This is a genomic window from Amycolatopsis sulphurea (assembly GCF_002564045.1).
Classification (GTDB): domain Bacteria; phylum Actinomycetota; class Actinomycetes; order Mycobacteriales; family Pseudonocardiaceae; genus Amycolatopsis; species Amycolatopsis sulphurea.
The window spans coordinates 1790026-1803869 of record NZ_PDJK01000002.1 but is presented as its reverse complement, the minus strand read 5'-3'; the positions used below and the strand labels follow the sequence as shown (position 1 = coordinate 1803869).

Sequence of the window (13844 nt, the reverse complement as noted above, 5' to 3'; positions counted from 1 at the left end):
GCCCACGCCGCCAGGCCACCGGCGACCACAACGGCAACAACGGTTTCGATCATCAGTGCAACGAGCACCATGGTGCTTCCTCCTCGAGTTCTCGGGCCGGCCAGTCCTGTGCCGGCTGAGCGATGCGGTTCAGCGACCCGTCCGGCCGCCACAAGGAACATCGCACCGAACGCCCTCGGTATTTCGCCGAAAACCGCCGAGAAGCGGTGACGTCGGCCACTCTTGGCGGTCGCGCGTTTGACCGGATACCCGGTCTGGGTAAGGCGGCGTTTTCGCTGGTACGAGAAGGAACACGGCTGCTGCCCGGAACGCACGGACGGCCGGGAGCCTTGCGGGCTCCCGGCCGTCCGGTCTCGTCTGCGAGCAGGCTCAGCTGTTCAGTGCGGACAGCTTGGTCCACGCGGTCCAGTCGTAGGTCCAGTCGCTGTAGTTGCCGTCCTTTGCGGACAGTTGCTGCGTACTGCCGGTGATCTCCACCGGGTCGCCCGGCAGCACGCTGTCGTAGTAGGTCTTCGCGTTCTTCGGCGACAGGTTCAGGCAGCCGTGCGAGATGTTCTTCTTGCCCTGCGCCCAGATCGAAGCGGCCAGGCCGTGGATGAACTCGCCGTTGTTGGAGATCCGCACCGCCCACGGCACGTTCACGTCGGTGTAGTTGTACCGCGGGTTGCTCATCGAGTACGTGGCGTGCTTGGACATCACCACATGCACCCCGCTGTGCGTGACCCGCCCGGGGTCGGAGTCCAGGCCGTAGCTGACCGGAAAGTCCATCACCTGCCGGCCATCGCGGATCACCTGCATCGTGTGGTCCTTGGTGTTGCCCTGTACGATCTGCGCGCGGCCGATGGTGAACCTCGAGGACACGTCCTGGCGCCCGTAGACACCGCCGCCCATCGAGACGCCGTACAGCTTCGCGTTCACCGTGACCTTGGTGCCCGGCTCGAAGTAGGCCTTCGGCCGCCAGTGCACCGAGGTGTCGCCCTCGAGCCAGGCCCAGGAGCCCTCGGTCTTCGGCTCGGTCTCCACCGACAGCGCTTTCTCCACCGAAGCCTTGTCCTTGACCGGGTTCGGGAAGGTGAGCGCGATCGGCATCGCGATGCCGTAGGTCTGGTCGTCCCCGACGTTGAGGCTGCCCGCCATCTGCCGGCGCGGCTCGACGGTGGTGAACGAACCGCTGACCGGCGTCGGCTTGCCGTCCTCGCCGGTCGCCTGTCCGGACCAGGTGTAGGTCTTGCCGTAGCCGAGGTCCTCGGTGCTGTTCCAGCTCTTCTTGTCCGCGGACGGCTGCCCCTGTACCTGCTTGCCGTCCGGATTGGTGAGGGTCACCGACGCGAGCGTCCCGTTCGCGACGCTCACCTTCGCCGGTTCACCCGGTGCCACGTCCTTCGCGCCGGCGGCCGGGCTGAACTTGAGGCCCACAGGTTTGGCGGTCGCCTCCGTGGTAGGCCCGCCTCCGTCGGCCCCGCTGGCACTGACCGTTGGTTCCCCACTGCATGCACCGAGCGTGAGCGCCGCCACCAAGCCAAACGCCGCCACCGCACCTCTGCGGCGAGTGAACTTTCGGAATGTCACCCTGATCCCCAATCTCCCCTGGATTCCCCGACCATCCAGACGCCCGGAACCTTCAGCACGTTGACCGATCGAGTGGTGACCAGTATCACATATTCTGGTAAGGACCTCACGGATCCGACCCGTTCGATAGCACTCTGTGCACGATGGGTTCGCGCTGGACGTTGGAAATCAGGGTAACTCGCGGGTCTGACAGCGCAGCGTAGGCAGCGATACGACGTTCCGGTGACGTGCGCCCGGCGGGACCGATCACCGGGATCAACGGGGTTCAGATTTGCCGATATCCCGGTACGCTGCTCCCAGGCCGTCGTTTTGCGTGTTCGTGGCTTCACACTCGCGGAACTTCTGACGCGAGCCGTGGGGCCGTACAGCTCTTCGCTCGACTCGTTGGAACCGCCCGGGACGGCCGGGGTGCCGCTTCGGGGGCATTCGAAGCGGATCTGTAACGAGGAGTACAGCGGTGGCGCAAGGCACTGTGAAGTGGTTCAACGCGGAGAAGGGCTTCGGCTTCATCGCGCAGGACGGCGGCGAAGGCGACGTTTTCGTGCACTACTCGGAGATCGAGGGTCGTGGTTTCCGCACCCTTGAGGAGAACCAGCGAGTGGAGTTCGAGGTCGGCCAGGGTCAGAAGGGCCCGCAGGCCCAGAAGGTCCGCGCGATCTGAGACAGGCCCTGCGCGTTTCATACAGGCCTGAATAAGGGGCCCCGGCGATGCGTTCGCCGGGGCCCTTTCTCATGAGTGGGTGCTCACTCAGGGGTGGCCTACGGGCAAAGAAAACCCCCGGCCGTCGGGGGAAGCCGGGGGTTTTCGTCCAGGGGGTGGGTCAGCGGGCGACCTGCTGGTCGAACGCGCCCTGTGGGAAGTGGTACTCGTCGGTGTGCGCCTCGGCCTCGCGGCGGTACTGGGCCGAGCCGGCCTGGCCCTCCCAGGACAGGCGCTCCAGCAGCCATTCCTGGGCGAGTGCCTGCGGGGACAGGTCACGCTCGTTCGCGAGGTCCTTGAGCTGCTGGCTGGCGATCAGGTTCAGGCGGAGCTGGTAGACCTGCGCGTCGCCGAAGCGGTTGCCGGTCCCGGTGCTCTCCGGGCCGGAGTCCGGGGCGAGGGCGGCGAGGTAGCTGGTGAGCTCCTTGTCCTCGACGAGCTCGTCGTCCGCGGTCTTGCCGATCGTGCGGTGCCGTCCGGAGGCGACGGCCTTGAGGTTCGCGCGGCTGCTCAGCCGGCCGAGGGAGGGAAGAGGCACGCGGCCACGATAACGGTCCGGTCTCGGCAAACAAACCACTGTGAGCCACAACACACGATATTTCTGGCTCGATAAGCGTATCCGATCACCTGATCAGCCCAGCAAGCAATCGAATTCCGCCACTGCCAGTTGTCGTGGCACCGGATCTTCGCAGTAGCGGGAATGTTCGGACGGGACTGCCGCGGAAATGGAGAGACCCCCGCGCCAGGGGGAGGAACGCGGGGGTCGGAGGGGATCTCCACAGGCGCTGACCGGGGGTGTGTCAGCAACTCCGATTGTTGCACGAGTTGCCGGGTTCGGCGAGGGGAAGGGGGCAGAAATCCGTTATCCAAGATCGGCGGGAATACGGGTGGGTGATGCGGAGAGTGGTCTCAGGTTCACTCTCCGGGGGGCTGCCGGTCGGGCTTGCCGCTGGTTAACCTCGCGCCCAGTTGATGCAAACCCGTGGAGGGGCCATGAGCGGATCGGTCGAAGTTCGTCAGTTCCTCCTGCGGTACGAAGGTGCCGACGGGGGAAGCACGTCGCTGTCCGGCGGAGTGCCGGCGCCGCGCGGCTCCTCGGACGGCCGCGTCTCCGACGACCAGGTCCGCCGCGCCCGCCTCGCGGTCGCCAACGGCGCACTGGACGTCGAGGACTGTGCGCAGCTACTGGACATGCTGGGCCTGTCTCCGGGCGAGGATGGCCAGTCGCCCGTCCAGCGCTGACCTCGCGGGTGTCCTGGGTCACTCCGGCGGCCGCGAGCCGGTGGCGCGGCCAAGTCGCCCGGGTTCGCCGGTCCAGCCGGGTTCGCGGACGCCGTTGTCGCAGGTCCGCGGGCCGGTGGAGAGTTAAGGAACCCCCGGTGCAAGGCGGGTTGGACGTGCCCTATGCTGGTAATCGCTCCCGGGGGAACCCTGAGAGCGCGGTCGGTCGGTTCGCCGAAAACCTGGCCGAGCTCCCATCGTTCAGTGGCCTAGGACTCCGCCCTTTCAAGGCGGCAACGCGGGTTCGAATCCCGTTGGGAGTACGCAGTACCAAGTTTGGCCCTGTGGCGCAGTTGGTTAGCGCGTCGCCCTGTCACGGCGAAGGTCGCGGGTTCGAGTCCCGTCAGGGTCGCAAGATCGTTCGGCTCCTAGCCGGCGTTCCCGGCCAGGTAGCTCAGTTGGTACGAGCGTCCGCCTGAAAAGCGGAAGGTCGCCGGTTCGACCCCGGCCCTGGCCACGCTCGAAGAAGCCGTCTTGACTCAGGTCGAGGCGGCTTTCTTGTGTCTGGGGCTGATCGTGGCCGTGGCCGTTGTTGACCTTTGGCGGATCGGCGGTGGCTGCCGGAATCGGAGCCGCCGGGGCGATAGGTTCCCAGTCATGTCGTCTCGCCTCGGCTCGGGCGCGTCGGGAGCGATCCGCCGCTTTGCCGGTTGGGTCGCGCGCGGCTCGGTCGGCCATCCGCTACTGGACGGGATCAACTACTGGGACGAGCTGGAGGACTCGCCGTCCCAGATGGAAATCTGCTTCGCGATCTTCGCCAACGTCCTCGAACTCGATGACCGGGGTGAACCGGTCAACGAGAAGTACGCGGAGAGACGTGCCGCTGTGTGGCTGTACCAGTACTGCACCGGAGAACTCCCGCCGGGTGAAGCCGACCTCGAGTCGTGGGAGTGCGCCCTCTACTGAACTGGAGAGGCGGCACCCGCGATGGACCCGGCGTCAGCCCCCCGAAGGCGGGACTTCCGCTAGACCAATCGGCGCAGCAGCCCCGCAGCCTCAGCCGCTGTACCCCGCCTGGCCAACCGCGAATACGTTGCGGTTACCCACGCCCTCCTGCAGCGACCACAGCAGATCCGGCTTCGTCTCGTCCTCCCCGTACGAAATGCTTTCCCCGCTGCTCACCCAGGGGTAAGACTTCGACCCGGTGGCCGCGGCCCAGTAGTACAGCTTGTGATCGCCCGAGGAGTTGAACCACCACCGGCCGTTGTGCGAGGCGCCGCCGTTGAGCTTGTACCAGGGCAGCTGCAGGGCTTGGCCGGCCGTGGTGTTCGCGGCGAAGGCCGTGGACGACGGGGCGAACGGGAAGCGCACCGCGCGGGGCGCCCGGTTGGGGTAGTCCCGACAGCCGGACTTGCAGGTGTACTCGTTCATCACCAGCGATTTGGTCGCCCGGTCCAGAGAAATCGACGACCAGACCAGCTTGTCCTCGGCGGTGGTGTTCGAGGTGACTGTGCCGACCTGCGGCAGGACGTAGGCGTAATTGTGCGCGTAGTACTTGGTCGCCGATTGCCTGCCGATCTGGCCGGGGTTGCCGCCGGGATCGGTTTTGAGGATCTTGCGCAGATCGAAGACCCGCATGCCCCGTCCGGTGTCTGCGACGTAGAGATAGTTGCCGTACCAGGCGACTCCGCCAGCGTGCACGGTGATGTCGCGGAAATCGGGGGCCGAGGTGGTGCCGGTCGGCTCGACGAGCAGGACTTTCCGGTACTTGTCCGGGTAGGTGGCGTCCCAGTCGACCAGCGTGATCCGGCTGCGCGTCTGCGTCTTGTCCGTGCAGGAAGCCCTGGTGTACCAGCTGACCAGCACGAGCTGGTGCCCGTCGTAGGTGCCGTTGTCCGCGGTGTCCACCGCGTCGCGGCTGGTGGTGATGCCCTGCGGGTAGTTCGTGCAGTCCTTGTTGTCAGTGTCGTCGAACTGGAAACTGCCGGTTACGCCGGAGATCGGCACCGGCTGGGGTGGCTTTTTCCGGCTGTGGTTGGCGTTGTCCATCACGGTATGCACAGGCGCGGTGCCGAGTGTCGAGACGAGTGCCGAATTCACTGCGTCGAACCGGTGTAGTCCGCACTGAGCGTGAACTGGTTCGCGGGCAGGGTGGTCGGCCCGGCTGCGGCGGTGGCCGGGACCGATCCGGCCAGCAGCAGGCCGGTGGCGAGCACTGCCCCGGCGACGGTGGTACGACGATGCGACCGCATAAAGCCCCCCAAATGTCCGGTCAACATTCACGGTAGGGCCGGCGCGAGCTCGTCGCAAGGTCGCCGGGGCGGCGCCGCGGCTCAGCTGTGCAGCCGGAATTTCTGCGTAGCGCTCCCGTTGCAGGTCCCGGTCCGCAGTGCGGTGCCATTTTCGGTGGCGCCGTTCGGTGATTCGAGGCAGCGTCCTGAATTCGTGTTCAGCAGTGATCCGTCTGCCTGCTGTCGCCATTCCTGGCCACCGCCATTGCATTTCTGCAATTGTACCTGTGTGCCGTCGCCGTTGGCGGCGAGACAGTGGCTTATGGTGCTCAATGTGCCGTTGGGCTGATGTGTCCAGAATTGATCTTCGGCCCAGCGTTGACAGTCCCAAAGCCGTACCGCTGAAAGGTGCGTCCCAGTGTCTTCCCCGGCGACGTCCACGCATTTGCCGCCCGGCCCGGTGATGTTCCCTTGCCGGCCGTTGGGCACGTCGGTGTCTCCGGCGTAGCCGACCGAGACGATGTTCGACTGGACCGCGTTTTCCGTTTCGTCGCTGGGGAAACCGGAGACCATCGTGCCTTCGAAGAAGGTGCCGCGGTTGCGGTTGCTGTTATCCCCGCCGATGCCGAGGATGATGCCGCCCTCCTGCTTCATCGGCCGGTAGCCGGGGCGGGTGGGCAATGCGCCATTCCACCAGGTGCTCAGGCTGCCGGATTGGGAATCGCCGCCCTGCAATGAATACGTGGTCTGGCCGTCATTTCGGAGCACTGCTGTGACGTAGCTGCTCTTGTTGCCGAGATTGGCGGGGTTGGCACCGTTGTCTCCCAGGAACAGTCCGTTCTCCAGATCGGCCTCGACCCACGGGCCGGTTCCGCTGCACGGCGGGAAGGAACAGCCCGTGGTGACGCTGACGGCGTCCATGTGCCCGTTGCCGGTGTCGTCGGGAGTGGCTTCCGCGTTGCCGTAGTCGAAGCAGCATTCGTTGTTCACGTGCGTGCCGCTGGCCACCATGTAGGAGCCTTCGGGCTGACCGTTCACCGCGACGCCCTTCGCTGCTCCGACGTAGCGGTAGCCGACGCCGGGGGAAATCCAGATGCCGTAGACCTTGTGCCCGCCTGCGCTGACTGAGATCACGCCCGCGCCCGCGCCTCGGTCGACGGTGCCGGCGGTTCCTGCGGGGCCGGGACTCAGGTCGTTGTGGTTCGGGGTCTGGTCGTAGATCTTCGTGATCGCGCAAGTCGTTGCCACGCAGAAGCGGTCCTGCTGGGCGGCGTTGGCATAACCGTCGTCGAGGAGACCTATGTCGCGCGTGGTCTGGTCCGAGGCGCGGGTCACCTGATACAGCGCGCCGTCGTAGTCCGACACGAGCGCGCGGGTGGTGCTGTGCGCCGCCACGCACGGGGTTCCGCCGGAATTGTAGACGTCGCAGGGCAATCTCGTCGCCGCGCCGGCGTTCGCCGTGCCCCACCCGGCCAGCTGGACGGCGGCCAGCAGGAATACCGGGACCATGGCGGCCAGCCGTTTGCGCGCGCGGGAAAGGCGCCTCCATCGGAGGGTCATTGCGTTTCCTTTCTCATGGTTTCAGTAGGTCGCGTTCATCAGATCGAGCGCGGACTGCTGGCGGGCGGCATCGGACTTGTCGAACGGACCGGCCCACATCAGGCCGTATTGGCCGGCGGCGTTGCGGTCTTTTGTATGGGCGGAATCGGCTTGGCGATTCAGGTAATCGGCGTAGGGGTGTTTGGAGATCACGGAGTCGAGCACTGCCAGATCGCGAGCGTAAATGCCCTTGAATGACGGTCCGTCGGCTCCGCCGCCACCGGGCTTTTCGCCGGGGTCGTGGAGAATTCCGTTGTTGTTGAGGGAAGTGCTCGTGGTCGAAGCGTCGGCCAGCTGCTGTGCCTTGGCGAGCAGGCCATCGTCCCCGGTCGCGCGGTGTAGTTCGGTCAGCGCGGCCAGCGGTACGCCCTGGTTGTAGGTGTAGGCCGGACCGTTGTTGCTGGCGCAGGTTTTCAGGTCGATACCGTCGTCGACGAGGCTGCCGTTGTTGATCATTCCACTCGCCCTGAACCAGGACCAGCCGTCCTTCGCTCGCTGCAGATAGCCGGTGTCGCCGGTGATCCGATTGTGCAGAGCGGCGTTGAGTTCGATGTAGAGCGAGTTGGCGATAGCGTTCTTATAGGTTTTCTCGATGCTCCACCAGATTCCGCCGCGACAGGTGGAATCCCAGTAGGAGTGAAGGTACTCGGCGTCTATTCGCGCGGTCTCGAGGTATTTGACTTGGCGCGTGAGATCGTAGGCGGCTATCCAGGCCAGGCCCCACCAGCCGGTGTCGTCGAGGTAGTCGTTGGTGAAATTCCCGCGCATTGCGGTGAGGTTCAGGCGGTAGGTCCGGTCGATGACGTACCAGTAGTCGCCTCGCCCGCTCACTCGCATGTTGTCGATCAGTGCGGTGAGGGCGTTGGCGGAATTCCACCAGCCGGTGGTGGTGAACAGCCCGGTTGCGCTGTTGTAGTAAGCCATTAGCACGGTCGCCGCGGCGGCGCTGCGAGAACTGGCGGTGCGGGCCTGGTCCGTGCAAACGACCGCGTTGGCTTCTATGGGTGGGCTGCAGTCGCGGTGCGGGTGCCCGTGAATGACGGCGCTGGCTGCGGTGGGGACGATGCTCACCAGCGCGGCGAGGAGGATCGCCGAGCCGGCCGCGGTGCGGAGGATCGCGCGCATGCCGGGTCCTTCGGGTACTTGAGGAATTCGTATTCCGGGCAGCGAAGACCGACGCCGGTGGTTTCCGCTGCGAAAAGAGGAGTAAATCCAGGAACGTGTTCGAACCGTGTGGGGGAAATGGTAGATTTGCTCATGGTGGACGGTCAAGAAGCCGAATGAATGATGCGGTATTTCTGGTTCTTTGGGGTCAGGCGAGTGGTTCTTTCGGGGTCGCTTTGTTGCTCAGGGTTTGGTCCGTACCACCTGGTCGTGGACGGCTTGCGGGGTCGAGGGTTCTGGAGAGTGATGCCCTCGCAGGCTAACGTGATTTCACGTCCCGTCCGTTTTGTCTGAATGGCTCAAGCTGCTGGCCGCAGCCTCTCCGGGACTTGGGTGCCGGAGCGGCGCTTTACCAGCGGAGCGGGGGGAGCAAAGGGACCCTCGCAGCGAACGGTTAGTGCGAAGGGGACTTTCGCAGCAGGGGAGGCGCGCGCGAGGGGGACTTTCGCGGGGCACGATGGCGCGATGGGGCCGCTCGCGACGGTAGGGATGGCGCGATGGCGACTTTCGTAGTGCTGGGGCGGAGCGATGGCGACTCTCGCGTCGAGGGGGCGATGCGAGTGGGACTTTCATGACGCCGCGGCTGGTGCGAGAGGCCGCTCGCCGCAAGGGCGGTCGCGCGAGAGGGACTTTCGTGGCCAGATGTTCGGTGCGGGAGGGACTTTCGCGCCGACGTGGCGGTGTGGGAGGGACGTTCGCGGCGAGGTGGCGGTGTGGGAGGGACGTTCGCGGCGAGGTGGCGGTGTGGGAGGGACGTTCGCGGCGAGGTGGCGGTGTGGGAGGGACGTTCGCGGCGAGGTGGCGGTGTGGGAGGGACGTTCGCGGCGAGGTGGCGGTGTGGGAGGGACGTTCGCGGCGAGGTGGCGGTGTGGGAGGGACGTTCGCGGCGAGGTGGCGGTGTGGGAGGGACGTTCGCGGCGAGGTGGCGGTGTGGGAGGGACGTTCGCGGCGAGGTGGCGTTGCGGGAGGGACGTTCGCGGCGAGGTGGCGGTGTGGGAGGGACGTTCGCGGCGAGGGGTGGTGGTGTGAGGGGGCCGTTCGTGGCGATAGGGGTGGTGCGATGGGGACTCTCGTGGCGCTGGGGCGGAGCGATGGCGACTTTCGGGTCGAGGGGGCGATGCGAGTGGGACTTTCATGACGCTGCGGTTGGTGCGAGAGGGCCGCTCGCCGCGAGGGCGGTGGTGCGGGAGGGCCGTTCGCAGCGCGGGCGGTCGGGTGAGGGGTACTCTCGCTGCGAAGGACGGTGGTGTGCTGGCTGTTCGCGGCGAGGTGTCGTGGTGTGAGGGGGGCGTTCGCGGCGAGGCGTCGGTGCGGAAGGGACTTTCGCGGCGAGGGCGGTCGGGTGAGAGGGACTTTCGTGACGGGCTAAAGCCGCCAGCCCCCACTCCTCGGCCGAACCCCCCCGGGCCGAACCCCCGGCCGAACTACCGGCCAAAAGGCCCTACCCGAATATCTCCCCCGCAGAGACCGGCCGGCCAAGGTGGTACCCCTGAGCCTGATCGCACCCCAGCTCCCGGAGCAGTTCCAGCTCGTCCGCGGTCTCCACACCCTCCGCGACCACCGTCAGGCCCACCGCATGGGCCATCGCGATGATGCTGGCCACGATGGCGGCGGCGTCGCGGGAATCGGCGATTCCGGTGATGAACGAGCGGTCGATCTTCAGCGTGTCCAGGGTCAGCCGGCGTAGCTGGGCCAGTGACGAGTATCCGGTGCCGAAGTCGTCGATGGCCAGCAGGACGCCGAGGGAACGCAAGGCGGTCAGGACTTCCGCGGCGGCGGAGGCATCGCGCATCAGGGCGCTTTCGGTGACCTCCAGGGTCAGCGCCTCCGGAGGCAGGCCGGTGGTCGCCAGTACGTCGCGGACGGCGGGGATCAAATGCGGGTCGTCCAGTTGGCGTACCGACAAGTTGACCTTCAGGCTCAGGCTGAGACCGTGTTCGGTGCGTTGGGCGGCCAGTTCTCGCGCCGTGTCCTGCAGGATGAACTTGCCCAGGATGTTGATCAGCTCGCTCTCCTCGGCGAGCGGGATGAACTCGGCGGGGGAGATCGCGCCGTGCTTCGGGTGGGTCCAGCGCAGCAGGGCCTCCACCGCGACCATTTTCCCGGTCCGCAGGTCGACCACCGGCTGGTAGGCCGCCCACAGCTGTCCACTGTGGACGGCCTCGCGCAGGTCCTGCTCCATCCGCAGCCTGCGCTGCATGCGCATCCGCATTTCCACGTCGAAGAACTCGAACCGGCCGCGGCCGCGGGCTTTCGCCTGGTACATCGCGATGTCCGCGTCGCGCAACAGGTCCTCGGCCGAGCGTGGGTCGGTTTCGCCGATCAGCACGATGCCCATGCTCGCGTCCAGGTGCAGCTGCCTGCCGTGCACGGTCACCGGTTCGGCCAGCACCGAACGCAAGTGTGTGGCGAACGTCCGCACTTCCGCCACCTCGGTGGCCTCGGTGGTGACCACGACGAACTCGTCCCCGCCGAGCCTGCCGACCACGTCCGCGGGGCCGGTGGCCCGCCGCAGCCGCTCGCCGGCGACGCGCAGCACCTGATCGCCGACCGGATGCCCGAGGGAGTCGTTGATCAGCTTGAACTTGTCCAGGTCGAGAAACAGCACAGTCGCCGCGCCGGGACGGTTGCGCCGGTCGAGCCGGTCCAGCACCAGCGTCCGGTTCGCCAAGCGGGTCAACGGATCGTGCGTCGCGTCATGGGCCAGGCGGGCGCTGATCGCGCGCCGTTCGGTGATGTCGGTGAACGAGATGACCACCGCGACGCCGTGTGGATCGTCCGGATCCAGCAGCCGCGAGGTGAGCGCGACCCACACGTCCCGCCCGTCCTGCCGGCGCAGCCGCACCACCTGGCCGTTCTGCGTGATCCCGGTCCGCTGGGTGCGCACGGACGGCAGCTCGTCCGCCGGGATCCGCGCGCCGGACTCGCCGTAAAGCACGAGCGTGGCGCACGGTACGCCGATCAGCTGTGCCGGAGGCACACCGAGAATGCGCGCGGCGGCTGGGTTCACCGATTCGATCAGCCCGTCCGGCCGCACGACCACCACGCCTTCGTCCAGCGCCGCGACCACCGTGCGGTAGTGCAGTTCGGCCCGGCGCCGCGCGGTCTGGTCGGCGCAGACGACCACGTATCCGTCGGTGGCCTCGGCCACGGAAACCTGCACCGACAACGGTGCCCCGTCCCGCCGGTGGTGGGTTTGGCCGACCACCCCGCCGGTCCGCAGCGCCGCTTCCGGATCCAGCTCGGCGCCGAGGACTTCGCGGATCCGCCTGCCGATCGCCTCATGCATCGGCCAGCCGTACACGCTTTCTGCGGCAGGGTTCCAGCTCGTCACGATGCCGTCCGCGGTGATCGCGACAATGGCGTCGCTGACCTGCGAGACCAGCGCAGCCCGCGCGCGTACGGCGGCCGCTGCGGCCAGCTTCGGGGTGACGTCGCGGATCACGACCTGATACGACGGCGTGCCCGGCTCGGTGGTGCGCACGGAGATCGTCTCGGCGGTGAACTTGCTTCCGTCGACCCGGGTGAACATGGCTTCGATCGGCTCGGATTCGGCGTTGGCGAGCAGCCCACCGGCGGATTCCGCGGTCACGAACTCGGCGAACGGGCGGCCGACCACCTCGGCGGGGGACCGCGCGGCGAACAGGTCGAGCGCGGCGCGGTTGGCGTAGGTGATCATCCCGCCCTGGTGCACGCAGATCGCGTCCGGGCTCAGCTCCACCAGCACCCGGTACCGGTCGGCCAGCTGGCCCAGATCGGAGCGGCCCGGCGAATCCTCCGGCATCGCGGACACGACGCCGAGCAAACCGGTCGTGCAGCCCTGATCGCCCACCGTACGGGCGCGCAGCCGGATCCGCCTGCGCGCGCCATCCGCCGCGTCGTAGGGCTGCTCCAGCTCGAAGTCACGGTCCGGCTTGGTGCGGGGCAGCTGCACGGTGAGCGGGCTGAGCAGGTCGGTGAGCCGTCCGCACAGTTCGTTGCCGCTCACCCCGGGATGGCCCAGCACGGTGTCCAGGCCGGGCAGCCAGGTCAGCGTGGCCGGACCGGCACCGGTGTGCAGCGCGAACACGACGTCCCCGCCAGTGGCCGGATGCAGACCGGCCAGCCGGGCCCGCCAGATGGCGGTGTCGGTGTCTTCGGCCGGCCCGTCGGTGAGGGCGTCAGCCTCCATATGCGTCCAGACCCCCTGTGTCGGCAGATGGCCCGTCGATTACACCACCGAGTGAAGCTTGTGTATATGAGTGCGCGCCGCTTCCTTGAATCACTCTTCCGGCCCAGACGGTTCGCTCGCTCGTCGGAGGCGGCCTCGTGGGTGTGCACGCTCCGCGTTGGGTGGAGCCGGGTTCAGGCGGCCTGTTCGGCCTGGCCGGCCTGCAGCTTTGGCCCCCAGCAGAGCAGGCCAAAGTGTGCGGCCACGACATGCCCGAGCACGGTGATGACCGAGTCGAGGCTGCCCGGGTCGTCCACGACGTAGACCAGGACGATGAACAGCTCCAATGCCACCAGTGCGACGATCCGCGCCTGCCCGCGAGCCAGATAGGCGAGCGCGCCCGCGGTGGTGAGGAAGCCGTAGCTGACGCCGATGTCCAGCCAGCGACCGGCGGAGTTCGGCAGGACGGCGGAGTTGATCAGCGCCATGACCGGCAGTTCGGTGGCGAGGGTGGCCACGATGTGGCCGCTGAAGAAGACGAGCGCGGTCCGGCCGGGGCCGAAACGCCGTTCGAGCGGGGCGATGGCCAGCGCGAAGATCGCCGCGTAGGCGATCCAGCCGCCGTCCTCGATCCAGATGGCGCTGGTCAGCAGCGAGGTGAGCGGGCGGCGCCACAGGTTGTGCGCGTCGGTGCTGGACAGCTGCAGCAGCTTCGCGGTGAGCACCGGATCGGCGAACCGCAGCACGAGCGTGGTGCACAGCAGCAGAACGAGGTAACTGAACGTGAACGGCGTACTCCGGGGCGAGGGCAGGCAACGAAGCCAGGCCCGCCGCGGAAACGAGCCGTCCAGGCCGACCAGGGAGCCGGGCATGCGAGCCGAGCGCAGCAGGTCCCAGCAGAGGTAGCGGACCTGGTTGAGCGAAGGAAGTTTCCAGGGAATGTCCCGTTCACCGGTGCCGCGCAGCCGGGCGATCACGGGCGCCGGCGGACGCGGCAGCAGGTCTCCGTGACGACGGGGCATAGTTCCAGTGTGGCTGGCCGGGCTGTGAGAACCCTGTGATCGTCACCGGTGTGATGGCGCACGCTGGGTAGCCTTCTCGCCTGTTCTCACCCATAAGGGTGACCAACGGGGGTCTCTTCGCGGCGCTGCACCGCACCGGCTTAAAGCTGTGAAGGGACCCTTCACAGACTCTGAGTCCGTGAAGGGTC

Annotated in this window: 11 protein-coding genes and 3 tRNA genes; 6 read left to right on the top strand and 8 right to left on the bottom strand. The window is 67.1% G+C overall.

Annotated elements, in window-relative coordinates:
• Window positions 1-369: 369 nt before the first annotated feature.
• Entirely contained in the window at window positions 370-1569 is a 1200-nt protein-coding gene (locus ATK36_RS14440; protein ID WP_098511888.1) for a L,D-transpeptidase, read from the bottom strand.
• Between the two features lie 457 nt (window positions 1570-2026).
• Between ATK36_RS14440 and ATK36_RS14435 the strand changes: the two genes are divergently transcribed.
• Window positions 2027-2230 (top strand): cold-shock protein, encoded by a 204-nt coding sequence (locus ATK36_RS14435; protein ID WP_003097368.1) that lies wholly within the window; start codon window positions 2027-2029, stop codon window positions 2228-2230.
• Window positions 2231-2390: 160 nt separating this feature from the next.
• Here the strand turns inward: ATK36_RS14435 and ATK36_RS14430 are convergent, their stop codons facing one another.
• Entirely contained in the window at window positions 2391-2807 is a 417-nt protein-coding gene (locus ATK36_RS14430) for a hypothetical protein (protein WP_098511887.1), read from the bottom strand.
• Window positions 2808-3262: 455 nt separating this feature from the next.
• On the opposite strand from ATK36_RS14430, the gene ATK36_RS14425 reads away from it, so the two are divergent.
• The 5 genes from ATK36_RS14425 (at window position 3263) to ATK36_RS14405 (ending at window position 4456) form a co-directional block, all read left to right on the top strand.
• Window positions 3263-3511, top strand: a complete 249-nt coding sequence (locus tag ATK36_RS14425) for a hypothetical protein (RefSeq protein WP_098511885.1) — start codon at window positions 3263-3265, stop codon at window positions 3509-3511.
• A gap of 229 nt (window positions 3512-3740) precedes the next feature.
• Window positions 3741-3813: transfer RNA gene (locus ATK36_RS14420), tRNA-Glu, on the top strand.
• Between the two features lie 15 nt (window positions 3814-3828).
• Window positions 3829-3902 (top strand) — tRNA-Asp (locus ATK36_RS14415).
• A 31-nt stretch (window positions 3903-3933) separates the two neighbouring features.
• Window positions 3934-4007: transfer RNA gene (locus ATK36_RS14410), tRNA-Phe, on the top strand.
• A 140-nt stretch (window positions 4008-4147) separates the two neighbouring features.
• Window positions 4148-4456 (top strand): DUF7677 family protein, encoded by a 309-nt coding sequence (locus ATK36_RS14405; RefSeq protein ID WP_098511884.1) that lies wholly within the window; start codon window positions 4148-4150, stop codon window positions 4454-4456.
• Window positions 4457-4546: 90 nt separating this feature from the next.
• Here ATK36_RS14405 and ATK36_RS14400 read toward each other — a convergent pair whose 3' ends face one another.
• The 6 genes from ATK36_RS14400 to ATK36_RS14380 all read right to left on the bottom strand — a co-directional run bounded on the left by ATK36_RS14400 (window position 4547) and on the right by ATK36_RS14380 (window position 13656).
• Window positions 4547-5539 (bottom strand): hypothetical protein, encoded by a 993-nt coding sequence (locus tag ATK36_RS14400; protein ID WP_245914731.1) that lies wholly within the window; start codon window positions 5537-5539, stop codon window positions 4547-4549.
• 47 nt (window positions 5540-5586) lie between these two features.
• On the bottom strand, window positions 5587-5742 hold the full coding sequence (locus ATK36_RS33530; protein WP_245914729.1) for a hypothetical protein: 156 nt from the start codon (window positions 5740-5742) through the stop codon (window positions 5587-5589).
• 81 nt (window positions 5743-5823) lie between these two features.
• Window positions 5824-7230, bottom strand: coding sequence for an arabinofuranosidase catalytic domain-containing protein (locus ATK36_RS14395; RefSeq protein WP_281259111.1), 1407 nt, complete (start codon window positions 7228-7230; stop codon window positions 5824-5826).
• A 72-nt stretch (window positions 7231-7302) separates the two neighbouring features.
• Window positions 7303-8445, bottom strand: a complete 1143-nt coding sequence (locus ATK36_RS14390; protein ID WP_098511881.1) for a glycoside hydrolase family 76 protein — start codon at window positions 8443-8445, stop codon at window positions 7303-7305.
• 1480 nt (window positions 8446-9925) lie between these two features.
• Window positions 9926-12655, bottom strand: a complete 2730-nt coding sequence (locus ATK36_RS14385; protein WP_098511879.1) for a sensor domain-containing protein — start codon at window positions 12653-12655, stop codon at window positions 9926-9928.
• Between the two features lie 173 nt (window positions 12656-12828).
• Window positions 12829-13656 carry a rhomboid-like protein gene (locus tag ATK36_RS14380; RefSeq protein ID WP_245914726.1) on the bottom strand — a complete coding sequence of 276 codons (828 nt, stop codon included), beginning with the start codon at window positions 13654-13656 and terminating at the stop codon, window positions 12829-12831.
• Window positions 13657-13844: the final 188 nt, after the last annotated feature.

Coding starts and splice junctions, on each gene's coding strand:
- ATK36_RS33530 (WP_245914729.1), bottom strand. CDS start 5,742: ATGCGGTCGCATCGTCGTACCACCGTCGCCGGGGCAGTGCTCGCCACC.
- ATK36_RS14395 (WP_281259111.1), bottom strand. CDS start 7,230: ATGGTCCCGGTATTCCTGCTGGCCGCCGTCCAGCTGGCCGGGTGGGGC.
- ATK36_RS14405 (WP_098511884.1), top strand. CDS start 4,148: ATGTCGTCTCGCCTCGGCTCGGGCGCGTCGGGAGCGATCCGCCGCTTT.
- ATK36_RS14390 (WP_098511881.1), bottom strand. CDS start 8,445: ATGCGCGCGATCCTCCGCACCGCGGCCGGCTCGGCGATCCTCCTCGCC.
- ATK36_RS14380 (WP_245914726.1), bottom strand. CDS start 13,656: ATGCCCCGTCGTCACGGAGACCTGCTGCCGCGTCCGCCGGCGCCCGTG.
- ATK36_RS14385 (WP_098511879.1), bottom strand. CDS start 12,655: ATGGAGGCTGACGCCCTCACCGACGGGCCGGCCGAAGACACCGACACC.
- ATK36_RS14425 (WP_098511885.1), top strand. CDS start 3,263: ATGAGCGGATCGGTCGAAGTTCGTCAGTTCCTCCTGCGGTACGAAGGT.
- ATK36_RS14400 (WP_245914731.1), bottom strand. CDS start 5,539: ATGGACAACGCCAACCACAGCCGGAAAAAGCCACCCCAGCCGGTGCCG.